We start from the raw sequence: 23,155 nt of genomic DNA on the forward strand, positions 1-23,155 counted from the left end.
GAAGGTATCCTATGAATAGTAATTCAAAGAATATTGAAAAATTAACTACCGAAAACACCGAGTTTAAAAGAGAAATTGGCGTCTTTGGTGGCGTAAGTATTATTGGCGGCATTATGATAGGTTCTGGTATTTTTTATCTTGGATCCTATGTACTTCAAAGGACAAATATGAATTCAGGTCTAGCTCTTATTTGCTGGATAATTGGAGGACTTATTACACTTTTTGGAGGGCTTTGTTATGCAGAGCTTGGAACAGCAATGCCAAAAGCAGGTGGAAGAATTGTTTACTTAAATGAAGCCTATCATCCAATAGCTGGATTTATATCTGGATTTACTGATTGGATAGTGGGAGGACCAGGTTCAGTTGCCGCAGTTTCTATTGCCCTTATGAGTGTATTTAAAAGCTTTTTTGAAATTTCTGACTTTGGAATAAAAATTGCAGCAATATTTTTAATTATTGCACTTACAATATACAATTTATTTGGAGTAAAGGCATCGTCAATTCTTCAAAATTTATCCATGGTTGCAAAACTTGTTCCCATAGGAATTGTAATGGTATCTGCACTTTTTGTTGGAAGGGTAAGTCCTGATTTAAGCCTTGGAAGTGCCATAGAATATTCAAAGACAAGTGACACAAATATCTTTGGCATCATTGCCATAGCTGTTGTTGCAACTTTGTGGGCATATGAAGGATGGACAAATTTAAATACAGTTGCAGAAGAAATAAAAGAACCACACAAAAATTTGCCCCTTGCACTAATAATAGGGATTGGCGGCATAACAGTTTTATATACATTATTTAACTTTGCAATTATGAAAGTAATACCTCATGATGAAATTGTATCCATGATAAATGGCGGCGATCTCTATCTAGGGACAGAAGTTGCAAAAAGAGTATTTGGTCATGCTGGCGTAATTATAGTAAGTGCAGGAATGATACTAGCAATGTTTGGGACATTAAATGGACTTATCCTCGCACAACCAAGGATGTACTATGCAATGGCAGTGGAAGGTCACTTCTTTAAATCATTTGCAAAGCTTCATCCAAAGTATAAAGTTCCAACGGCACCGATTATTGTACAATGTATTTTTTCTTGTATACTTGTAATGGCATCAAACTTAGACCAACTTACTAATATGGTAGTAATCACAGGAATGATTTTCTCAGTGCTCACAATTTTAAGTGTTCCAATACTTAGAAAAAAATATCCAAATATAGAAAGACCTTATAAAGTTTGGTTTTATCCAGTTTCCGTAATAATAACAGCTCTAATTTTTGCAGGGCTTGTAGTTCAAGGTGCAATAGAAGATCCAATTACAGGATTAACTGGACTTGTAGTGCCAGCTCTTGGTGCAATCACTTATATGATTTTTGACGCAAAATTAAAAAAGGAAAAAGGAGTATAAGATGAAAAAATTATTTTACAATGGAAAAGTTTATGTCAATAGAGATGAATTTCAAGAAGCAATTTATACTGAAGATGAATTTATAAAAGAAGTTGGGAAAAGCGAAGACCTTTTAGAAAAATATTCTGATTCTGCGATAGAAAAAATTGACTGCAATGGAAAAACTGTAATACCAGGACTAAATGATTCACATTTACACTTTATGCAATTTGGAGAAAGCAGAAACCAAGTTGATATAGAAGGTGTAAAGTCCATTGAAGAAATGATAGAAAGATGCAAAATCTTTATGAAAAAAAATCCCAAGAGATGTGAAAAGGGGATCCATGCAATTGGATGGAATCAAGATTTATTTGTTGAAGATAAGAGAATTCCAAATAGATTTGATTTAGATAAAATTTCAACAGAAATTCCAATTGTACTAGAAAGAGTTTGTGGTCATATAGTTTCATCTAATACAAAGGTAATTGAAATCCTTGGACTAACTAAGGACAGTCCACAATACCCTGATGGAGAATTTTTAATAGGAGAAGACGGCTATCCAAGTGGAGTTTACACAGCCAATGCTTGCAACTTTGCAAAGGATGTAATACCCGATTTTACATTAGAAGAAAGGCGAGAGATGCTAATCGAGACTATGGATTATGCAATATCTTGTGGACTTACATCTGTTCAATCAAATGATGTGGGCACAACTTTCATGAATGGACCCGTTGCCTTTGCACTTTTAAAGGACATTTATAAAGAAAATAAAAAAATTAGATATAGACATCAAGTTTGTTTCAATGATTTTTCTGAATTTGAAAAATACTTAACTGTTGGAGAATTTAAGTCAGAAGATTACAAGGACAATTATCTAAAACTTGGACCCCTTAAATTATTTAAGGACGGCTCACTTGGCGCAAGGACAGCTTTAATGCGCAAAGGCTACAATGATGACAAAGAAAATTACGGACTTCCTTGGATAAAGGATGAAGAGATGAGAAAATATGTGAACCTTGCAAGTGAAAATAATCTCCAAGTCATCACTCACACAATTGGCGATAAGGCAATCGAAGATACAGTAAAATGTTATGAAGAATCTTTTAAAAATGGCAAAAACAACCTTCGCCATACTTTAGTCCATTGCCAAATAACAGATAGAGAACTTGTAGAAAGAATTGCAAAAGACGATATTTGCGTAATGGCACAACCGATTTTTTTAGATTATGACATGAAAATAGTTGAAGATAGATGTGGAAGGGACCTCGCAAGTACGTCCTATGCCTTTAAATCTTTAAAAGACCTTGGTGCTCATGTTGCCTATGGAACTGATGCACCAGTAGAAAATTTAAATCCTTTCCCAAATATTTACATGGCAGTAACTAGGAAGGACAAATTAGGAAAGCCTGAAGGTGGATTTTATCCAAAGGAATGTGTAGACGTATATGAAGCAATTGACGCTTACACAGTTGAATCTGCTTATGTAGAATTTGAAGAAGACATAAAGGGAAGAATAAAAAAAGATTTCTTGGCAGATTTTGTAGTTTTAGACAGAGATATATTCACTATTGACCCAATGGAAATTAAGGAAATTAAGCCTTTAATGACCATTGTCGGTGGTAAAATTGTTTATAAAAGATAGCTAGTGATAGAATGACTTTAGAAATTAAGGGAATAAAAAATTTAAATAACGAGGAAAGACTGGAGTACATGGTGGACTTTGGAAAAGCCACGATAAAAACAGAAAAAGATGCAATCGCCATGATGGCAAATCTTTCCTCTGTAATTTTTAATGTAGTAGAGGATTTGAATTGGGCAGGTTTTTATCTCGTGCGAGGGGATGAACTTGTCCTTGGACCTTTTCAAGGTTTGCCAGCTTGCACTAGACTAAAAGACCAAGGAGTTTGCGTCGCAGCTTGGAAAAATCAAAAAATTATGCGAATAGAAAATGTCCACGAATTTAAAGGACATGTGGCATGCGACAGTGCATCAAATTCAGAACTTGTCTTGCCAATAAAAATAAATTGCGAGGTAATTGCAGTTTTAGATTTGGACTCACCAAAGGTAGGTCGCTTCACAAACTTAGAAGAAGAAAAATTTTCTGAACTTGTAGGATTTATGGAAAAAGAACTTAATAAATAAAAAAGGTGATTTTGCAAAATAGAATTTTCTACTTTACAAAATCACCTTAATAGATTATTAAACCTAAAGATCTTCTGGAATTATTTTATATAATGCATCAGAGGTCTTTCTTTTTTTCTCGCGGATCTCTTCATTTTTTGCGTATCCAATTGCTATTACAAGTCGAATTCTACTTTTAGTATTTAAGAATTTTTGAATTTTTTCCTCGTCAAACCAACCTATTACGCAAGTTGAGAGCCCAAGTGTTGTTGCCTCTGCAGTAAAATAAGCTGTAGATATTCCAATATCAACTGATTTAAAATCTTGATTCTTTACTTGGGAGCTGATTTTTGCAGTCAAATTGTAGTTTTCTTCTGTAACAATGGCAAAGGCATTTACATCTTTTGTGAAAGAATTCATCTTGCCAAGCTGAAGAAATTTTGAAATATTTTTTGCATTTTCGCCATGAACAATGTAATAGTAATAAGGTTGAGCATTGCAAGCTGAAGGTGCAAGCTTCATTGTGTCAAGGCAAGTTTGCAATTTCTCTATTTCAACCTCTCTATCTGGATCGTAATCTCTACAAGATTGTCTTATTTTTGCTAATTCTTTAAAATCTCTAAATTCCATATTATCTCCTTAAAAATTCATCTAAGTTTCCATCAAAGAAGTAAAAATCTTCATCACGCATAAGTACAGGAACGCCAACTTTACCTTCTTTTACAATTTCGTCAAATGCTTCGGAGAAATCTCTCTCCTTTAAAAATCTCTTCAAGTTTGCCATTGATGCTGTGATATCTACAATTTCGCAGTCTAAATTTTTTTCTTTAATTTCTGCGATTGCAGGTGGACAATCGGGGCAGAGACTTGAAATGAATAATGTAAGCATATTTATATCCTCCAAAAACTTATTTAATGATTGGTAAAAATCTTGGTCATCGCATTTTTTTCTTTTTGCAATATTAAAATAAATTTCTCTATTGCGCATTTTCCGGTTAAAATGACGGCTTTCTAACAATTCCATAATATTATCATCGTCTATAAAATTACCTTGAAAGTCTATTACATTTGCACCCTTTGAAAGAGCAAGAGAAGACAGTCCCCTGTCATTTGTAATCACTAGGTCGCCCTTATTTGCGTGATTTGCAATGTAGATGTCAGCAGCTTCCTTTGATATATCAACGCTAATGACATCTCCGTAGGTTGTGCTAAATTCCTGTGTATAATTTTTTACCAACAAGAGCTTCGCACAATATTTTTTTGATAGCTTTTCTGTTATTTCACGGACAGGGGATCCGTCTGCATCTAATAATATCTTCATAATTATTATCTACCCAAAAATAAATTTAAAATATCAGATAATTAAAAAGTATTGAAAAATTATAAGATTTTATATAGACTTAATTAAGGAGGTCAATATGAAATATATTTACAGAATATTTGTATTCCTTACAGTTATACTTCTACTTGGAGCGTTGGGACTTACATTTATGTTTATGCCAAGGGGGAAAAAATTAAATAACAATAAAATTATAAATAAAGAAGAAATTGCTGAACCAGAAAAAATCACTGTCTTTAATGAAAATGAGGATATTGTAAATATTTTATTAATTGGAATAGATTCTAGTGAAGTTACCTATGAAAAAGATAAAGATTCTAAGAGAGCTGATACGATTATGCTCTTATCAATTGATCCAAAATACGATAAAGTTAGGTTATTGTCAATACCAAGAGATACATATTATAAGTTAAAGGGCTACGACAATTATAGGATGAATGCAGCTTATTCTCGTGGAGGGATTGACCTACAAGTATCAAGTGTTGAAGATTTTCTTAATGTAAAGTTAGACCATTATGTAACGGTAAATTACGAAGCAGTAAAGGAACTAGTTGACGCAATAGGCGGAGTTGAAGTTTACACTCCTGAATACAAGTACACAGATCCATCAACTATACCACCCCTTGAAATTGATTTTAAAGAGGGACTTCACCTATTAAAGGGCGATGATGCGGTAAAATATCTTAGAATAAGAAAAATTTACAAGGACCAAGACCTCGATAGAATTAAGGCGCAACAAGATTTCATAATGAAGATTTTTGAAAAGATGAAGTCTCCAAAAATGCTTCTAAAACTTCCAAAACTCGTATCTATTGCCAATAAGCATATTGAAACAGACATGAATTATGGACAACTCTCCTATCTAGCATACTATGGCGTAACTCTTGATAAAGAAAATATAGGAATGAAAACTGTTAGCGGAAGGACGAAAAAGGGCTCTCCTCTATATTTTGTTGACAAAGAAAGTGCAAGGTATGAGGCATCAGAACTTGAAAGATTGAGAAAAAATGCAGCAGAAAGTGAAGGCGCAGAGGATAACTTTACAGAAGAAGATTTACAAAATATGACAGAAGAAGAAAGAGCAGCAGCTGAACAAAAAATTAGAAATAGAGAACTTAGAGAAAAGTTAAAGGAAGAAGCTGTAAGAGAAGAAGATTCCTCATATAATTCTAAAAAAGAAAATAATTTATAAAAAGGACCTTAGGGTTCTTTTTTTGTAAATTTTTGCAATAAAAATTTCGCAAAGTTGATTTATCTCAGAAAAACCATTATTGAAGAATATCTCATTTAAAAATTAATATTTCTAAATCTAAAGCTTATAAAATTGCAAGCTTGATTTACAAAAACAACTTGACTACAAAGGAAGTTTTTCAATTTAAAAGCTACAATTTACAAGGAGATATTCTCAGTAAGAGGGTTAAAATAGATTTAATTTAATGTAGTGATTATTAGAATTTTATTGAGCTAATAATTTTACAATATTTTTAACAACTTCCTTAGATTTTTTCATTTGATCAAGGCTAACAAGCTCGTATCTTCCATGATAATTATAGCCACCAGTGAAAATATTTGGAGTAGGAAGGCCCATAAAGGATAATTTAGAACCATCAGTTCCTCCTCTAACTGGTCCAATTTTTGGGACTACACCTGCACTATCAAAGGCAGCTTTTGCAAGGTCAATTATCTCCATGTGCTCTTCAATTTTTTCTTTCATATTGTAATATTGGTCTTTAATATCAACTTTAATCTTGTCATCATACTTTTTATTTAAAAACTTTGCTATATCTTCAAATAAATTTTTCCTTTTTTCAAATTTTTCTCTTGAGTGATCTCTTATGATGTAATTCATTTTTGTAAACTCGACGCTTCCCTCCATATTAGTTAAAAGGGAAAAGCCTTCGTAGCCTTCAGTGTATTCAGGTCTTTCGTTAACAGGGAGCATGGAATTAAATTCCATGGCAATTAGCTGAGAATTTATCATTATGTCCTTTGCAGATCCTGGATGCACATTTTTCCCTTGGATTTCAATTTTGCAAGAAGCTGCATTAAAAGTTTCATACTCAAGTTCGCCAATTGGCCCGCCGTCCACAGTAAAGGCAAAATCAGCACCAAATTTTTTCACATCAAATTTATCTGCGCCTCTTCCAATTTCTTCATCGGGTGTGAAGGCTATTTTTATGTCACCATACTTGGCGTCTTTGTCCTTTAAAAGTTCTTCAATAGCAGAAATAATTATGGCAATGCCAGCTTTGTCGTCTGCACCAAGGAGGCTGTTTCCATCAGTTGTAATAATAGTTTCGCCCTTTAAATCTTTTAAAAAAGGAAAATCAGAGACAGTTGTCGTGAACTCGTCATTTAATTTTATGTCGCAACCCGTGTAGTTTTTTATTATATTTGTCCTAACATTTTTGCCAGACATATCTGGAGAAGTGTCCATGTGCGCAATAAAACCAACAGTATTTTTAGTCTTTGTGTTGCCGACGATATTGCCATATATATAGCCGTTTTCATCAATTATTGAGTCAATGCCAAGGCTTTTTAATTCTTCCACTAAAAAATTTCCAAGTTCTACTTGACCCTTTGTTGAAGGACAAGTTTTAGAATTTTCATCGCTAGTAGTTTCGAAAGAAATATAATTTAAAAATCTATTTAAAATCTTTTCCATAATAACCTCCAATTCTAAAAGTATTTTATCACAGATAATAGTTTTGTAGAAATTTAAAATTATTTTAAGGTAATAGTTTCAAGGCGAAATTAAAAATCAAAGTATTCTTTTATTTTGGCGGAATTTTACAATGATGAAAAGATAATTATTGACAAAAATTTTATAAAAGAATATAATGATTCTTAAAACAATTTGCTTTACTGATTAAAAGCGATAAAAAGGAGGAAAATATGGATACACTTCAAGCATTATTATTTATTTTTATAGTTTATGCAATTGGCGATGTAGTAGCAACTGCCACAAAAAGTATTGTTCCGTCGTTATTTGTCTGTTCTGTAATATTTTTAGTTGGTTTCTGGTTAGGCATACCTGAAACACTTTTCAAGGATTCTCTTTTATATGACATTGGAGCAGTAATGATTACAACACTTTTAGTTCACATGGGTTCAATGTTAAATTTGGGTCAACTAATTGCGCAATGGAAAACTGTTCTTATTGCGGCAGGTGGAATCGTAGGTATAGCTATTTTATTATTACTTTTAGGTAGCCCAATTGTAGGGAAAGAAACTGCAATAGTAGCAGCACCACCTATTTCTGGCGGAATCATTGCTGGATTGCAAATGGCAGAAGCTGCAGCAGCTATAGGAAGAAATGATTTAAAGCTAATGGCAACATTATTAGTTGTATTGCAGGGTTTTGTTGGCTATCCTTTAGCATCATTTTGTCTTAGACGAGAGGCAAATAGAATTTTAAAATTGAAGGCAGAAGGTTACACTTTTCAAGAAGATGAAGTAGTAGAACAAAGAGAATTAAAGACAATTTTCCAACTACCAGAAAAATATACTTCTCCAAATTATTTTTTGGCAAAGGCAATTTTAATAGCATTTATTGCTACCTTTGTTTCAAGTTTATTGAAGCGAATTGATACGGGGGTATTTATTCTAAATGTTTTAATTAGAATAGATAAAAATGTTTTAGCACTTATTCTAGGTATAGTTTTTGCTGAAATTGGATTTTTGGAGAGAGAACCACTTAATAAAGGAAACTCCTTTGGATTTTTAATGGCAGCACTTATGGCAGTAATATATGGAGGCCTTGCAGGCGCAAGTCCAAAAGATATACTTGAAATTTTACTTCCAATTGTAATTTGTCTTGCATTGGGAACTGTAGGTATAGGTATTATGTCTATAATAGTTGGAAAGGTTTTGAAAATCGGAGCATGGATGGCATTTGCAATAGGAACATCAGCACTTTTTGGATTTCCAGGAACTTATGTAGTTTCACAAGAAGTTGCAAGAGGTGTAGCAAAGTCTGAAGAGGAAAAAGAAATAATACTATCACAAATTTTGCCTAAGATGCTAGTTGCAGGTTTTGTAACAGTTTCAATAGGTTCAGTAGTATTAGCAGGAATTTTAGCACCAATGCTAACGCCTGCAATGTAATTGCTAATTTTTTAGTATGAAGGGAGAAAAAATGAACGTAAAAAATTTAATCGAAAAAAACAAAGACTATATAGTTGAAATGAGAAGATATTTTCATATGCACCCTGAACTTTCTTTTGAAGAATTTGAAACCACAAAGAAAATTGCAGAAGAACTAGAAAAGATGGGAATACCTTATGAAATACCAACTGAAGAACCAAAGACAGGAGTAATAGGTGTAATTAAGGGTGGAAAACCAGGAAAGACTGTTGCACTTAGAGCAGATATTGACGCACTAAATGTTACAGAAAAAAATGACGTAGAATACAAATCACAAAATGTTGGCAAGATGCACGCTTGCGGGCATGACACTCATATGGCAATGTTACTAGGTGCAGCAAAGATGCTAAAAGAAGTACAAGAGGATCTTTGCGGAAAAGTTTATTTAATTTTTCAACCAGCAGAAGAAGTTGGACTTGGCGCAAAGTATATGATAAGACAAGGTAATTGGTTTGAAGAAACAGATAATATCTATGGTTCGCATATTTGGTCTGGAGTTGAAGCAGGAAAAATTTCTGTAGAAGCTGGCGATAGAATGGCAGCAGCAGATATGTTCAAGATAAAAATCAAGGGAAAATCTGGCCATGGATCATTGCCTAATGAAACAGTAGATGCAGTAGTAGTTGGTTCAGCAGTAGTCCAAGCACTACAACAATTAGTTTCAAGGAATTATTCTCCACTTGACTCAGTAACTGTTACAGTTGGATCTTTTCACAGTGGAAATAGATTTAATATTATTGCAGGAGAAGCCGAGATGGAAGGCACAAATAGATATTTCTCAAGAGAAATTGGTGAAAGAATAGAAAGCGATATGAGAAGAGTAATAAAGGGAGTATGTGATGCCTATGGTGCAACTTATGAACTTGAATACAAATATATTCTAGGACCAACTATTAATGAAGAAAAATCTTCTAAAATTGCAGAAAAAGCTGTTGAAAAAGTAGCAGGAAAAGACGCAGTTGCCTCAATGCAAAAGACAACTGGTGGCGAAGATTTTTCCTTTTACCTTGAAAAGAAACCAGGATGTTTTGGCTTTGTAGGATGTAGAAATTCAAAAATTGGTGCAGACTACCCACATCACAACGAAAGATTTAATGTAGATGAATCTGTACTTGCAAAGGGTGCAGCAACTTATGCACAATATGCAATTGACTTTTTAAATGGAGAAAACTAAAATTAATAAAAGTAGGGCGAGATCAATAAATACTCGCCCTTTATTTTTAAAATTTAATCAATCAAACTTATAAATATTTATACCTGTGTATTCGTCTTTTTGTCTTTCAACTATGCCGTCAATTATATTTATTGTCAGCTCACAAGTTACACTTATCTTTGAACTCTTTAAATGACCACCAAAGACATTTCCCTCTTCATCAGAAGCAGAGATGTGAAGGTGTGGGTAGTATTCGCCATCTAATGTCGAGATACTTCCTATTATTGATAAAATTTCAAATTCTCCCTTGAAATTTTTTTCTTTGTAATCTTTTTTTGAAACGCTATAAAGTCCAATAGTAAAGTCATCTGTTGCGCCAATACCATAGATGCTTGCAAGCTTAATATTTTCCCTTAAAGCGAGTTCCTTTAATTTTTCTTGAACTTCCTCAGTTCTGTCAATTCTTGCGATTATTTTGTCGCCAAATCTTTTGTAATCCATAAATCCTCCTATTTTTTATATTCATACAATATCATGCCAATATAATTCCGAAGATTATGCAAAACTCTAGCTATAAAAAAGAATAGAAAATGCTCCTTCTGCCCTTTAGGTTCTTTTTCCTTACTATTATTTATTGTCATTATCTTGCAATTAAAAGTTCTTATAAATTAATTTTACCACTTAACTTTAATGTCAATCAAAATCATTTTTTGAAATCCTATCTTCCACAGAATATTCATTATCCAAAATTTCAACATCGTACTCCTCGTTAAACATTGGCGAAGATAAAATATAATCAGCCGTAGTAGGAGATGTGGCAAGGGCAATATTATATAGAGTAGAAATCCTAAGTAAGGCCTTTACATCGGGGTCATGAGGTTGTGCCTCAAGGGGATCCCAGAAAAAAATTAAAATATCAATTTTTGAATCAGAAATTTTTGCACCAAGCTGCTGGTCGCCACCAAGAGGACCAGAAACAAGTCTCTTAACATCGAGAGAAGTCTCACGAGAAATTAGTGCAGCAGTAGTTCCAGTTCCAATAAAATTGTGATGTGAAAGTTTTTTTTCGTGTTTTTTCACCCAATTTAAGAGTTCTTTTTTCTTGTGGTCGTGTGCAACAAGTGCAATATTTTTCTTTTTGTTAACTTTGATTTTTTTGACTTGCATAATTACCTCAATTTTTAAAAAATCTTGACTAAGTTTCTTCTTTAATATATAATATCAAAGATTGAAATCCTTGCATAGTTTTTTTAACTATGCCGAAGACCATGAGGAGGTGAAAGTATGAATAAATACGAAGCGGTGATTATGTTTTATCCTGAAGTGGAAGAAGAAAAGAGAAATGCTTCTTTCGACAGACTTAAAAAAGTAATCGAAAAAGATGGTAAAATTAATAATGTTGATGAGTGGGGCATGAGAAAATTAGCTTACGAAATTGAATACAAAAAAGAAGCTTATTATATTTTCCTTGAATTCGAAACAAAACCAGAAGATATTGCTGAAATCAACAGAGTCGCAAAGATTATGGACCCAGTTATGAGACAAATGATTATTAAAGTTGAAGACTAAGGAGTTTTTATGAATTGTGTTAACTTAATAGGAAGACTAGCAAGAGATCCAGAACTTCGTTATGCGCAAACAGGAACTGCAATGTGCCGTTTCACAATTGCTGTAGATAGAAGAATGTCTAAGCAAAAGAGACAAGAAGCTCAAGCAAATAATCAACCAACAGCTGATTTTATTTCTTGCACAGCTTTTGGAGCAACAGCAGAACTTATTGCAAATTACCATAAAAAGGGCAGTCAAATTGGAATTGAAGGTAGAATTCAAACAGGAAGCTACGAAAAAGATGGAAGAACTATTTACACAACTGATGTAATTGTAAATAATTTAACTTTCATTAGCTCAAACCAAGGTGGATTTAACCAAAGCCAAGGTGGATTCAATCAAAACCAAGGCGGGTTCAATCAAAGTCAAGGCGGATTTAGCAATCAACAACCAGTAAATTCTGCTTATGGAAATGATTTTTCAAACAATGACAGTGACGATGAAGATGGATTTTTCCCTGTTGACAATGACCAAATACCATTTTAAGGAGGGTAAAAATGCAAAGAAGATTTGGCAGAAGGAAAAAAGTAGATCCTTTTGAAAAAGATAAAACTAAAAAAATCGATTATAAAGATGTTGAAATGCTAAGAAATTATATTTCTGACCGTGGCAAAATTCTTCCAAGGAGAATCACTGGTTTAACAGCAAAACATCAAAGAGAAATGACAGTTGCTATTAAAAGAGCAAGACAAATTGCACTTATTCCATATAGCGCTGATTAATAAAAATTGTTGGTAATAATATGTACCCTCTCTACTGGACAAACTAGTAGAGAGGGTATTTTTATAAAATATAGTTAGGATTCAAAAAATTAAACTGCATTTTAAATAAAAAAATAAAAATGACAACAAAAGAAAAAGCCAGGCATAAAAGCCTAGCTATTAATAGTATATTTAATTATCTAGAAAAATAGATAAAGTATTGGCATTGAGATAACAATACTTAAAATTATTCTTTCAACCCAAATTATAATGTAATCTGAGAATTTTAAAGGTATTTCCGTTCCCATCATTACAGGGATTGATGCTGAGAAGAAAAGTATTTCTGATACTGATACTATTGCTACAAGCATTTTTGCTATTAGTCCAAGTCCTGCATTTGCTACTATTGGTGCCGGTAGAAGCATTTCTGCAATACTCATACCAAGTGCTTGAGCCACCATAAGTGGTTCTTCCACTTTAGTTATTAGTGTGAAAGGATAGAATATATATCCAATTATGTGGAAAATTGGAGTGTATTCTGCAAGTAAAAGTCCAATCATACCTACGCCAAGTAGTGAAGGTGCAATGTTAAGTGCCATTTTAAATCCATCGATAAAGTTTTCTTTTATTACAGAAAGCAATGATCCAGAATTTTTAAAAGCTGTCATTCCAGCGTCCACTGCGTCAGAAAAAGTAATTTTTTTCTTTTCTTCAGGAACATATTTTTTACCTGAATAATATTCTTGAGGTTTTTTATTTAAAGGGAAAATTCTAGCAGTTATTGCTGTTACTAAAAATGTTACGAATAATGTAATCCAGAAATAAGCTAGCCAATAATCCATTATATCCAAAGTTTTTGCTACGATAATCATAAATGTCGCAGATACTGTTGAGAATCCAGTTGCTATAATTGCAGCTTCTTTTTTTGTGTAAGTATCTTCCAAATAAACTCTATTAGTTATTAAAAGTGCAAGAGAATAAGAGCCTACGAAAGATGCAACGGCATCGACTGCTGATCTACCAGGAGTTTTAAAAACTGGTCGCATAACAGGTTCCATGAATACACCAATGAATTCCATAAGTCCAAATCCTGTTAAAAAGGCTAAAAAAACCGAACCTATTGGCACGATTGTAGTTACTGATACCATGATTCCATTCCAAATAAGAGGAAGCATATCACCGTCAAAAATTCTTGCAGGTCCCTTGTTTGTTACATACATAAACACAAATATTAAACTCACGAGTTTTAGAACAAAGAAAACTGAGTGAAGTTTACTTTTTTGCCATGATTTTGTCTTAATTGCATAAGCAATTCCTGCAAGCACCATAAATATACCAAATACAAAATTATAATTTGGAATCTTTTTCACAAGATTGGTAATGTGGTCAATAGGTATTGTATTTGCATCCCCTATTTTCACTGGCACAAAAAACATAAAAATACCAAAAAGTGCATAAATAATGAATAATATGATATCCATCGAGTTAAATTTTTTCTTTTCCATAATAATCCTCCTTTATTTTTTAATTATACCACATTATAAATAAATGAAAACGTAATGCATAAAAATTTTGGCTTTTTGTAAAACAGGTTTATTATATTCTCGAGTTTGACACTTTGAAATTAAAAAAGCTCCAAAATACATTGTAAATAGTATATTTCAGAGCTTTTAATGTTTTTAAAAATGTAGTATTGTTTATCCTTTTTTATCTTTTTTTAATAATTTTTCATACTTTTTCTAGGATCTATTTTAGGACAATATTTTATTTTCAATTGAAGTCGACTTTTATAATATTATTGTAATTCACTTCTTCTGTATTATAATAATTGAAAATGTCTTTTCCAAGATTTGTAATTTTTATTGCGGAGAAATCTTTTTTGGACTCTATAAGCCCTAAGTCCTCTAAAATGCTTAATAGAGAAGATTCTTCTTCGTCAAATTTTTCATCCTTAATACAATTTTTTTCATTTAACTTTTTCAAAAAATCAATTACAAAACTCGTGTATTTATCATAATTTTTGCCAAAGGAAGATTTTAAGAACTTTTTATTAGTGAGAGATTCTGTCCAAATGGAAAGCTTTGTAGCATCGTCAAAGGTCTGGTAATTGTCGGCATAATCTGTTAGATAAAGTTCTTCTGGTGCATCTTCTCGTGTAATAAAAGTCAAATATTTTTTCACCATAAAGGTAAAGTACAACTCGATAAGTGGAAAATGTGTATTTTTAAAAGTTTTAACAACCTTTGTTGGAACTAAATTAATTGATTCTGTAAATTTTTTTAGCATAGCAGGAGACAAGTCGCCAGATTTTAATTTATTCACATAATTCATGTCTAAAAAAGTAAGAAAGCTATCAAAATTTTCCAGAAACTTATTCCCAAATACAAATTTTTTATTATCTAAAAGTATGGGCAAAATATCGTCATCAAAATAAAAACCACTCTCGCTATTTTTTAAAAGATCTAAATAATAAAAAATGTTTTCTTTAATTTCATTTAAGTCTTTCAAGATATTTTTCACGTTGCGACCCATTGTAAGAAGTTTTCCATAAAAGATAATTAAAAAGTCTAAAGAACAAGCTAGTTCCTTGCGATTTAAAAACTCACCAGATTCAGATAGGTACTCAAATATCTTTTTGTAGTCTAGGTCATAGTCCTTAAAAGTTTTATTTTCTTCAAATAGACAGTTGGAGTAGATTTTAGAAAACAAATTTATAGAAAATTCAATAATAAACTCAGTATCGGCGTTTGAAAAAATCTTCTTAAAGAGATCCTTATTTTGCAAAACTAAAAAATCCTCTTCGTAAAACTTATCTAGCAAATATTCAAAATAATTTATTTCATTGTCATTTTCTGCGTTAATTGAATCTAAAATCTCATTATACATTGACTCAAAAGTAACTTCAAAGACAGAAATTATATTTAAAAATTCTCTCTTTAAAAAGTCCTTGTTTATTGTTACTGGACCGTAATTTTCTTCAATGTGATAAAACAAATTAGAAAGATTGTTGGAAAAAGTGATGAACACCTCTTCAACCATTAATTGAGTAACATGAAGAATTACTTTTCTCTTGTCATTTCCAAAAATTCTACATAGACCAAAGTCAACTTCTGCAAATTCAATACTTGTGTAATTTTCCACTTCAATATATTCATCAAGGAGGACATCAAAAAATAGAAAGTAATCGCCCTTTTTTTCTATCCTAAATAGAGAAACATAGGATTCTCTTAAAATTTTTATAAAGGACTCTAAGTCCTTTACTTCACAATTAAGTTCCTTTAGCATATTTTTTATTGTAGCATTGGCACTTTCTTCATATTCTTTAAAGTCAAAGAGAAGAAATGCCATGATTTCGTCACTTGTTCTCATATTTATATAGGGGTTTTCTAATATGGGAGCAAAATCTTTTTTATTATAAAATTCTTTAAAAGCTAAAGTCTTTTCTGTGAAGAGTTTTTTAGCTATTTCATAGATTTTCCTTGTTTTTAAATTCATTTTTTCACCTATTCTTTTGCAACTTCAACTAATTCTTTTAGCTGGTCCATATATCTTAAAATATATTCAATGTGATAATTGTATACACTATCTACTTCTGTTAAATCTTTTGAAGTAGGTTCATTTAGATCGTATCGCTTCTCTATTTCTTTTGAAAGATTTTCTTTTAAATAATTTGCATCCATATTATTTATAACTTGAAGCCGAAGGGATATATTGTCAAGGAGAAAAACTATTTGTGATTCCTTTGATATTGAGTGACCATGGTGAAAAGGAGTCTTAACTTCTTCCTCCAAAAGCTTATATAGCGTGTTTACACTAGCAAAGTCTGCATTAAAAGAGGACAAGTCAGTTTTTTTGTCGTAAATAATTTCTCTTAAAGCTTTATTCGCAGAATTATAGCATTTTTTTGAAGCATCGATAAAAGCTTCCCAGATATTTGGAGAAGATATAAAATAATTTACTAGCACGCCTACAACGACACCTATAATTGTACCTATAATTCTATTTAATGCATAAAAAGCTTTATCTGAATTAGAGCAAAAACTTGCCACAAATACTATACAAGATAATTGTGTCATTTCACGCATCTTCACAATTGAAAGTATATAAATTATTATTAAAATTCCAATGCCACCAATAAGTGGTTCTGCTAGATATGGCACAGATATAATTGAACTGAGATAACCAATTATTACACCAACTATGCAAGTAAAGAGTCTTTTTTTCGTGTCTGCTAAGGATTCTGACATAGATGGCTTAATGGAAGAAATTGTAGCGATGGATACAAATATTGGAGAGTTCAAATTTAAAAGTTGGGAGATGTAAAGACCAATGACAACAGCAATTGCTGTTTTAATTGCACGCATCCCAATTTTATATTTATAATCTATTTTATTTTTTATTGCCATTTAATCATCTCCTTTAAATTATATATTTAATATACAGAATAATTATACCAATAATAGGCTTAAAAGTACATTTTGAGAAGTTATGAAAGCTTTGATATAAATTGTAAAAAATGGGTAAAATTATAATAAGAAAAGGAGAGTGACCTTTATGTTATTGAACTTTGTTGGAAAGAACATTGAACTTACAGAATCTTTGAAGAATGTGGCAGAGAAAAAATTCTCCAAATTGGATAAATATTTTTCAAAAGAAGTTGAAGCAAGGGTTGTATTCTCAACAATAAGAGAAGAACAAACTGTGGAAGTTACAATATTTTTACCAAAGACAATTATTAGAGCAGAAGAAACTACAGACGATATGTACTCTTCAATGGACAACGCTGTGGATGCACTTGCTAGGCAAATTAGAAAACATAAGACTAAATTAAAGAGAAGATACCAAAACAACGAAACTATTAGGTTCGACGAAATTGTTGAAAAAGAAAAAGTAGAAGAACCAGAAAATAAAATTGTTAAGAGAAAAAATTTCGAACTTAGTCCAATGAACGAAGAAGAGGCAATTCTTCAAATGGAACTTTTAAATCATAATTTCTATGTATTTTTAGATGCAGATACTGACGAAGTTTCTGTAATTTATAAGAGAAAAGATGGAAATTATGGAAAAATTGAAGTTTAAAATAATATCAGGACGCTTAAGGGCTTTTAATTAGTGATTTAGTCCCTTAAATTTAATCGGCATGAAGGCATTTACCTTTGTGCCGATTTTTATATATCAATTTTTCCAAATCAATATAAGTCCACGAATATTTATAGGATAGGAGGAGTACATGATTTTTATAAATAACTTTCTCAAATAGACGCAGGACATTTTTAATACATTTGATTAATTATTTATCCTATCTAAATAGGAAATTTAAAATGAGGTTTTCCAGTTATTTAAAAAATATATTTCTCCTCTACTTGAATAAGACAAAAGGGATAATCTTGATTAGAAAAAGTAAAAATCAGTCTCAATAAATTTGTAAATATTGAGTTTGAATGTGTGATATAATTTTATAGAAAAACTATACAAAATGAAATGTACCCTGAGGTGGATTATGGGATTTTCTTATGATAAATTATGGAAAAAATTAATTGATGAAAAAATGAATAAACAAGGCCTACAAAAAGCCATAAAAACAACACCTCGAACCATAGCAAAAATGGGACGAGATGAAAATGTGAGTATGGAAATATTGGGTAGAATTTGTAAATATTTTAAATGTGATATATCTGAGATACTTGAATACAGAGTGGAGGAAAATAATGATTGGTCAAAAATTAAAAGATAATCTAGAGAAGAAACCAAATAGTAGAAAAATGGAAAAATTTAAAAAAGACTTTCCACAATTTTTCTCAAAAGAAGGTGCATTCAAGCTTAATATATTTAAAGATTTTTTGTCAGAAGAAGAAATAGATATATCCAAAGAAGGATATGAACTCAAATTTTTAGGCAAGTCCTATGCCAAATACTTAAGTTCCTTGGAATCAGAAACCTATATTTCTCCAGATGTAGAACATAACTCTAAAGAAGAGAATGAGAATAGCGAAAATCTCTACATAGTCGGAGATAATATTGACGCCTTAAAGCATTTGTTAAACTCATATGCAGGAAAAATTAAGTGTATCTATATAGAAATGTAAACACCTTTATTGATACAATTTAATACCATAGAAAGTGGGCATTTCAAGCCTTTTAGGTGTAGTCTGATTTTTACGAGAGTAAAATCAAGGCTTTTTTTATTGCTTGAAAATGGAAATAGTTTGTTCATGCACACTCCTTGTAGGTAGATAACTTTATACCTTTTAACGGATATGGGAATGGTGGTGTGCAAACTCATATCTAGGTTTAGTACTTAAACATGGACTGTTCTTTATTTTTTAATCATTGACAAAAATTTTTTATTAGAAGATACTTATTCTACGGAGGAATAAAATGTATCATTCAAGATGGAAAGGTAGTCATTATGAAGCTGGATTTAAATACGGAGTATTACTTTTTAAAAATGGGAAAATACCAAGCTTCGATAGACTAATAAGTTCAGATAAATTAGAATATTCAAAAGAGGCATTCTATGTTTATAATAAAGTTTACCCAGAAATTTTAGATGAGATAAGAGGCTTTGCAGATGGTTTGAAATTAGATTTCAAAGTAGTGTTTGCGTTTTTAGCATCAATGTATGTATTTACGGAAGATACATATTGTTCTTGTATCGGTATTTCTAATTTAAAGGGGATATTTCTTGCAAGAAATAGTGATTTTGATAAGAGTATAAAAAATCTAACTGATAGTGCTTTATATAGACTAGATAATAATTACTCTTTTATTGGGAACACAACAGCTATGATTCAAATGGAAGATGGAATAAATGATAGGGGTTTGGCTTGTGGATTAACCTTTGTTTATCCAACAGTAAAAGGAGTGGGACTTAACGCTGGTTTTTTAATTAGATATATTTTAGAAAAATGTTCAACAGTAGATGAAGCAAAAATTTTTTTAGAAAGTGTAGATGTAGGTTCATCTCAAAATATAATTGTTATTGACAAAACTGGAGAAATGTTACTTGCAGAACTTAATTCAAGTGATAAATATTTTGAACAAAAAAGCAGTGGAGTTATTTATAGAACTAATCATTTTATTTCTGAAAAAATGGTTAAATATAAAACTGAAATTAAAGATGATATTTACTCTAATGAAAGATATAAAACTTTAGAGAGTATAGATTATGATGAATTTGATGTAAATGATATAAAGTTACTATTAAGTGGTAAAAAAGGCTTTATGTGTCAATATGAAAGAAGTCAGCAATTTGATACCATATGGTCTTCCATATATGCTTTAAAAGAAAATAAGATGTATCGATGCGAAGGCAATCCTGGAAGAAAGAAATATTTTATTGATAGGAGATGGTAAGTTTTATTTATTCTTAGATAACCCCCTTTTAGGGAATTAATTCCTAAAAGAGGTTATCTTGCATTTATATCCCTTTTTCATACACAAACTCAAAACTTCCATCCTCATGCACCACTATCTTATTGAGCATTAAGTTCCATAGTATTGGTTCAAATTCTATAATAGGTTCAAGCGTATTTAGTTTATTTATAAAGAAGTCATACTTTAGCTTTCTTGATTCCTTGTCTTGAATTTGACTACTTAAATCTTCATAGGCTTCTTTTTCTTTATTGAAAATATCGACAAGCTTTGAATAGTTTTTAGCATATTCCACTTGGTCTTGACTGCTTTTGGAGTTTTCATCGATGAGTTTTTCGATTCTTTTTTTAACAAGGTTCATCTGATGAATAGCCTTCTCAAGTTTTTTCTCAAGGGCTGAGGTGTCAAAAGTATCTTCTATTAATTTTAAATCCTCTAGGATATGTCCCTTGTTCGCTATTAACTCATTTACAGATTTAATAAAGGCTTCTTTAATTTCATTTTCATAAAGATGAGGAGTTTTACATGGGTTTTCTTTGCTCTTATATTTATTATTGCATTGCCAGACAGTCCTTTTATATTTCGTGTTGGAATGCCAAGTCTTAGAGCCATAAAAGCTGCCACACTCCCCACAGACAATCTTAGAGGAGAAGAGGTGGCTTTTGTATTTTACATTTTTAGCTAAGAGGTCTTGAACAAAATCCCATACCTTTGGTTCAATAATAGCTTCATGGTTTTTCTCTACATAGTATTGAGGGACTTCTCCTTCATTGATTTTTTTCTCTTTAGTTAGAAAGTTTACCGTGAAAGACTTTTGAAGTAGAGCGTCACCTTTGTATTTTTCATTGGTTAGAATGGATTTTACACTGGTTAGACTCCACTTCTTCTTTTCTTGTACCGTTGGGATTCCTTATTCCGTAAGCATTTTAGCAATGCGAAAAGGCGTATTGCCTTCAAGAAAGTAGCGGTAGATTTTCTTTACCAGTTTTGCTTCTTCTTTGTTAACCATGAGGTTACCGTTAGGCCCTTTATCATAACCTAGGAAGTTTCCATATGGAATACTGACCTTACCATCAGCAAATCTCTTCCTTTGTCCCCAGGTGACATTTTCTGAAATAGATCTGGATTCTTCTTGGGCGAGTGATGACATAATGGTAATTAAGAGTTCTCCCTTGGAATCAAAAGTCCAGATGTTTTCTTTTTCAAAATAGACCTCGACTCCTTTATCCTTTAACTCTCTAACCGTTGTTAAGCTATCCACCGTATTTCTTGCAAACCTTGATACCGATTTGGTAATAATTAAGTCGATTTTACCATTTAAGGCATCATCTACCATTCGGTTAAAGCCTTCACGGTATTTGGTATTGGTTCCGGATATTCCTTCATCGGTATAAATACCAACAAATTCCCAGTCGGCTCGTTTTTTAATGTAGTCCGTATAATAGTCTACTTGGGCTTCATAAGATGTAAACTGTTCATCAGAATCAGTTGAAACCCTAGCATATCCAGCTACTCGTCTTTTAGTTACTTGAACTTTTGATTTTGATGAATATTTAGTCTTTGTTGCTGGTATGGTCGTTACTTTTTTCTTCATGTTTTTCTCGCCACCTTTCTTTATTTGCTTTACCTATTTTTCTTTTTGTTTCTTCTGAATGCTTAGGTTTTGGACGCACTGGATTGCTATATTCTCTGTTAGTAATTTTTCCGTCCTTATAATAGAAATAGATCACATTATACTTTATTCCGATTTTAGATAATTTATCAATCATTATTTTGCTGTCGAATCTATAAAGGGTTAGTTCCTCAGCTACAATATTTTCTAGAGCGGTCAAGTAGATGGTTGAGTTTTTGCATTCACTGGATGGGCTAGAGCAATAGTAGCAGATTGCTTCATCTCCGTTAGCAATATTTTTGCTTTTGTCTTCTGTAACTTTTGCCACATTTCTCACATTTTATGAAACTTGAGAAGTCATTAAATCTTTTTATTTTTCTAGAAAACTCAGGGTTTTGTCTTAATTTTGCATATTCGAGTCTTGTTTCATCTGTCCACCAATCTTTCTTAGCAGTTGATTTCCATTCTACTTTTTTCTTGCTACCATCTATAAAAACAAATTCAAGAAGTCCTGGCTCTAACACATTAATATCCGTAATGTTTTCGTAGAATATTTCTTCCGAGAAGTTTTCAATTCCTAAGACTTCACAACATTTATTCTTGAGGATGTACTCTGGTATTGATGGATTAATGCAACCTTTTCTATTAGCATCTTTTTGTCCAGCACACATCCAAACTATATTTTTTCATTGGATCCATCTCTTTTATTTCTTTGATTCCTTTGGAAGTTTCTGCCACATGAACAATGAATGTTACTAGTAAAGCAAGTAACATTTAGAGACATATTTGCTCTAGATCCGAGTTCTCTTCGTTTAGCCATTTCATTTTGTACTTTTTCATAGACTTCTAAGTCGATTATCTTGGGGTGGGTATTTTCGCTCCAATACATAAGAAGTTCTCCTTCATTCTTCATTTCCTTTTTAGTTATAAAATCTGTATATGTTTTTTGAAGGAGTGAATTTCCTGTGTATTTTTCTTGTCTTAAAATAGCCCTTATGCTTGATGCTGGTAGAGGCTTACCAGTAAGCCCTTTTACACCTTTTTCTCTAAGTTCCTTTTCTGTTGTCTCAGCAGATTTTCCAGCAAGAAAATTTTCGAAACAGTATTTAATAACTTCTGCTTCTTCAGGGACTAAGTTAAATTTTTCTCAGTCCCATCTGTATCCATAGAGTACATAGGAATTAACCTTCCCTTCTTGGAACTTTTTTCTAATGGTCCATTTTACATTATTAGATGTGGACCTCGCTTCTTCTTGAGCAAAGGATGCGAGAATTGAAAGCATAAGTTCGCCGTCTGCAGAGAGTGTTTTTATATTCTCTTTTTCAAAATGAACCTCAACACCCAAACTTTTTAGATGCCTTACAATCTCTAACAAGTCGACCGTGTTTCTACCAAATCTTGATATTGATTTTGTAAGAATTAAATCTATATTTCCTTCTTCGCAAGCATTGAGCATTTCTTGAAATCCTTTACGATTAGCGCTTGCTCCAGAAACACCAAGGTCTGAATAAACTCCAGCAAATTCCCAATCCTTATTATTAGTAATTAAATTATTATAGTAACTTACTTGTTGTGAAAGGGAATTAAGAGTTCTACCTTTTGCAACAGAAACTCTGGCATAGGCAGCTACTCTTTTTTTCTTTTTAAGTTTAGGTAGAGTAGCCTCAATCTTTTGTATTCTTTTCATAATAGTTCCTCCTTTCACTACCATATATC

At 31.9% G+C, this 23,155-nt stretch carries 26 protein-coding genes and 2 pseudogenes; 13 read left to right on the forward strand and 15 right to left on the reverse strand.

Annotated features, from left to right (window positions below):
* The first annotated feature begins 11 nt into the window (after positions 1–11).
* From BIV18_RS06195 to BIV18_RS06205, 3 genes are read left to right on the forward strand one after another with little or no spacing between them, the layout of a single operon-like run.
* The gene (locus tag BIV18_RS06195; protein ID WP_075659781.1) at positions 12–1,406 is read left to right on the forward strand and encodes an APC family permease; all 1,395 of its coding nucleotides are present in this window, start codon (positions 12–14) and stop codon (positions 1,404–1,406) included.
* Between the two features lies 1 nt (position 1,407).
* Positions 1,408–3,027, forward strand: coding sequence for an amidohydrolase (locus tag BIV18_RS06200; RefSeq protein ID WP_075659782.1), 1,620 nt, complete (start codon positions 1,408–1,410; stop codon positions 3,025–3,027).
* Between the two features lie 11 nt (positions 3,028–3,038).
* The gene (locus BIV18_RS06205) at positions 3,039–3,527 is read left to right on the forward strand and encodes a free L-methionine (R)-S-oxide reductase MsrC (protein WP_075659783.1); all 489 of its coding nucleotides are present in this window, start codon (positions 3,039–3,041) and stop codon (positions 3,525–3,527) included.
* A gap of 63 nt (positions 3,528–3,590) precedes the next feature.
* Here BIV18_RS06205 and BIV18_RS06210 read toward each other — a convergent pair whose 3' ends face one another.
* Together BIV18_RS06210 and BIV18_RS06215 are read right to left on the reverse strand one after the other, a co-directional pair.
* On the reverse strand, positions 3,591–4,136 hold the full coding sequence (locus tag BIV18_RS06210) for a nitroreductase family protein (RefSeq protein ID WP_075659784.1): 546 nt from the start codon (positions 4,134–4,136) through the stop codon (positions 3,591–3,593).
* Between the two features lies 1 nt (position 4,137).
* On the reverse strand, positions 4,138–4,827 hold the full coding sequence (locus tag BIV18_RS06215; protein WP_075659785.1) for a DUF188 domain-containing protein: 690 nt from the start codon (positions 4,825–4,827) through the stop codon (positions 4,138–4,140).
* A 97-nt stretch (positions 4,828–4,924) separates the two neighbouring features.
* Between BIV18_RS06215 and BIV18_RS06220 the strand changes: the two genes are divergently transcribed.
* Complete coding sequence (locus tag BIV18_RS06220; RefSeq protein WP_075659786.1) at positions 4,925–6,037, forward strand: LCP family protein; 1,113 nt, start codon at positions 4,925–4,927, stop codon at positions 6,035–6,037.
* 264 nt (positions 6,038–6,301) lie between these two features.
* On the opposite strand, the gene pepT is transcribed toward BIV18_RS06220, so the two are convergent.
* Positions 6,302–7,510, reverse strand: a complete 1,209-nt coding sequence (gene pepT, locus BIV18_RS06225; protein ID WP_075659787.1) for a peptidase T — start codon at positions 7,508–7,510, stop codon at positions 6,302–6,304.
* A 230-nt stretch (positions 7,511–7,740) separates the two neighbouring features.
* On the opposite strand from pepT, the gene BIV18_RS06230 reads away from it, so the two are divergent.
* Together BIV18_RS06230 and BIV18_RS06235 are read left to right on the forward strand one after the other, a co-directional pair.
* Positions 7,741–8,952: a hypothetical protein gene (locus BIV18_RS06230; protein WP_075659788.1), complete on the forward strand. Its 1,212-nt coding sequence runs from the start codon at positions 7,741–7,743 to the stop codon at positions 8,950–8,952.
* A gap of 31 nt (positions 8,953–8,983) precedes the next feature.
* Positions 8,984–10,165, forward strand: coding sequence for an amidohydrolase (locus BIV18_RS06235; RefSeq protein WP_075659789.1), 1,182 nt, complete (start codon positions 8,984–8,986; stop codon positions 10,163–10,165).
* A 57-nt stretch (positions 10,166–10,222) separates the two neighbouring features.
* Here BIV18_RS06235 and BIV18_RS06240 read toward each other — a convergent pair whose 3' ends face one another.
* Together BIV18_RS06240 and BIV18_RS06245 are read right to left on the reverse strand one after the other, a co-directional pair.
* Positions 10,223–10,645 carry a PPC domain-containing DNA-binding protein gene (locus BIV18_RS06240; RefSeq protein ID WP_075659790.1) on the reverse strand — a complete coding sequence of 141 codons (423 nt, stop codon included), beginning with the start codon at positions 10,643–10,645 and terminating at the stop codon, positions 10,223–10,225.
* Positions 10,646–10,837: 192 nt separating this feature from the next.
* On the reverse strand, positions 10,838–11,311 hold the full coding sequence (locus tag BIV18_RS06245; RefSeq protein WP_075659791.1) for a methylglyoxal synthase: 474 nt from the start codon (positions 11,309–11,311) through the stop codon (positions 10,838–10,840).
* Between the two features lie 117 nt (positions 11,312–11,428).
* Between BIV18_RS06245 and rpsF the strand changes: the two genes are divergently transcribed.
* Genes rpsF through rpsR form a run of 3 tightly spaced genes read left to right on the forward strand, consistent with a single transcriptional unit; the run spans position 11,429 to position 12,474 of the window.
* Complete coding sequence (gene rpsF, locus BIV18_RS06250; protein ID WP_075659792.1) at positions 11,429–11,713, forward strand: 30S ribosomal protein S6; 285 nt, start codon at positions 11,429–11,431, stop codon at positions 11,711–11,713.
* Between the two features lie 9 nt (positions 11,714–11,722).
* Positions 11,723–12,238: a single-stranded DNA-binding protein gene (locus tag BIV18_RS06255; protein ID WP_075659793.1), complete on the forward strand. Its 516-nt coding sequence runs from the start codon at positions 11,723–11,725 to the stop codon at positions 12,236–12,238.
* Positions 12,239–12,249: 11 nt separating this feature from the next.
* Positions 12,250–12,474: a 30S ribosomal protein S18 gene (gene rpsR, locus BIV18_RS06260; RefSeq protein ID WP_075659794.1), complete on the forward strand. Its 225-nt coding sequence runs from the start codon at positions 12,250–12,252 to the stop codon at positions 12,472–12,474.
* Between the two features lie 179 nt (positions 12,475–12,653).
* Here rpsR and BIV18_RS06265 read toward each other — a convergent pair whose 3' ends face one another.
* The 3 genes from BIV18_RS06265 to BIV18_RS06275 all read right to left on the reverse strand — a co-directional run bounded on the left by BIV18_RS06265 (position 12,654) and on the right by BIV18_RS06275 (position 16,859).
* Complete coding sequence (locus tag BIV18_RS06265; RefSeq protein ID WP_075659795.1) at positions 12,654–13,958, reverse strand: YjiH family protein; 1,305 nt, start codon at positions 13,956–13,958, stop codon at positions 12,654–12,656.
* 265 nt (positions 13,959–14,223) lie between these two features.
* On the reverse strand, positions 14,224–15,948 hold the full coding sequence (locus BIV18_RS06270; protein WP_075659796.1) for a hypothetical protein: 1,725 nt from the start codon (positions 15,946–15,948) through the stop codon (positions 14,224–14,226).
* 8 nt (positions 15,949–15,956) lie between these two features.
* Positions 15,957–16,859 carry an FUSC family protein gene (locus BIV18_RS06275; protein ID WP_075659797.1) on the reverse strand — a complete coding sequence of 301 codons (903 nt, stop codon included), beginning with the start codon at positions 16,857–16,859 and terminating at the stop codon, positions 15,957–15,959.
* 148 nt (positions 16,860–17,007) lie between these two features.
* On the opposite strand from BIV18_RS06275, the gene hpf reads away from it, so the two are divergent.
* The 4 genes from hpf to BIV18_RS06295 all read left to right on the forward strand — a co-directional run bounded on the left by hpf (position 17,008) and on the right by BIV18_RS06295 (position 19,809).
* On the forward strand, positions 17,008–17,532 hold the full coding sequence (gene hpf, locus BIV18_RS06280) for a ribosome hibernation-promoting factor, HPF/YfiA family (protein ID WP_075659798.1): 525 nt from the start codon (positions 17,008–17,010) through the stop codon (positions 17,530–17,532).
* 421 nt (positions 17,533–17,953) lie between these two features.
* A complete protein-coding gene (locus tag BIV18_RS06285; protein ID WP_075659799.1) occupies positions 17,954–18,187 on the forward strand; it encodes a helix-turn-helix domain-containing protein in 234 nt (77 codons plus the stop codon).
* Positions 18,162–18,539: a hypothetical protein gene (locus BIV18_RS06290; protein WP_075659800.1), complete on the forward strand. Its 378-nt coding sequence runs from the start codon at positions 18,162–18,164 to the stop codon at positions 18,537–18,539. The genes BIV18_RS06285 and BIV18_RS06290 overlap by 26 nt, the downstream gene beginning before the upstream one ends.
* 292 nt (positions 18,540–18,831) lie before the next feature.
* Positions 18,832–19,809, forward strand: a complete 978-nt coding sequence (locus tag BIV18_RS06295) for a choloylglycine hydrolase family protein (protein ID WP_075659801.1) — start codon at positions 18,832–18,834, stop codon at positions 19,807–19,809.
* Positions 19,810–19,873: 64 nt separating this feature from the next.
* On the opposite strand, the gene BIV18_RS10990 is transcribed toward BIV18_RS06295, so the two are convergent.
* The 7 genes and pseudogenes from BIV18_RS10990 to BIV18_RS10345 form a co-directional block, all read right to left on the reverse strand.
* Positions 19,874–20,188: a hypothetical protein gene (locus BIV18_RS10990; RefSeq protein ID WP_235860805.1), complete on the reverse strand. Its 315-nt coding sequence runs from the start codon at positions 20,186–20,188 to the stop codon at positions 19,874–19,876.
* A gap of 120 nt (positions 20,189–20,308) precedes the next feature.
* A pseudogene (locus tag BIV18_RS10995) lies at positions 20,309–20,734 on the reverse strand (recombinase family protein); the annotation flags it as partial.
* A gap of 3 nt (positions 20,735–20,737) precedes the next feature.
* Positions 20,738–21,421 carry a recombinase family protein gene (locus BIV18_RS11000; RefSeq protein WP_235860806.1) on the reverse strand — a complete coding sequence of 228 codons (684 nt, stop codon included), beginning with the start codon at positions 21,419–21,421 and terminating at the stop codon, positions 20,738–20,740.
* Positions 21,381–21,767, reverse strand: coding sequence for a hypothetical protein (locus BIV18_RS10330; protein ID WP_083635541.1), 387 nt, complete (start codon positions 21,765–21,767; stop codon positions 21,381–21,383). Before BIV18_RS10330 ends, BIV18_RS11000 begins: the two co-directional genes overlap by 41 nt.
* Positions 21,727–22,110: a hypothetical protein gene (locus tag BIV18_RS10335; protein WP_083635542.1), complete on the reverse strand. Its 384-nt coding sequence runs from the start codon at positions 22,108–22,110 to the stop codon at positions 21,727–21,729. Before BIV18_RS10335 ends, BIV18_RS10330 begins: the two co-directional genes overlap by 41 nt.
* A 5-nt stretch (positions 22,111–22,115) precedes the next feature.
* A pseudogene (locus BIV18_RS10340) lies at positions 22,116–22,556 on the reverse strand (recombinase family protein); the annotation flags it as partial.
* Between the two features lie 30 nt (positions 22,557–22,586).
* Complete coding sequence (locus BIV18_RS10345) at positions 22,587–23,126, reverse strand: recombinase family protein (RefSeq protein WP_178385778.1); 540 nt, start codon at positions 23,124–23,126, stop codon at positions 22,587–22,589.
* Positions 23,127–23,155 lie beyond the last annotated feature (29 nt).

Origin of the sequence: Peptoniphilus grossensis (assembly GCF_001940285.1) — a bacterium.
Taxonomy (GTDB): Bacteria; Bacillota; Clostridia; order Tissierellales; family Peptoniphilaceae; genus Peptoniphilus_A; species Peptoniphilus_A faecalis.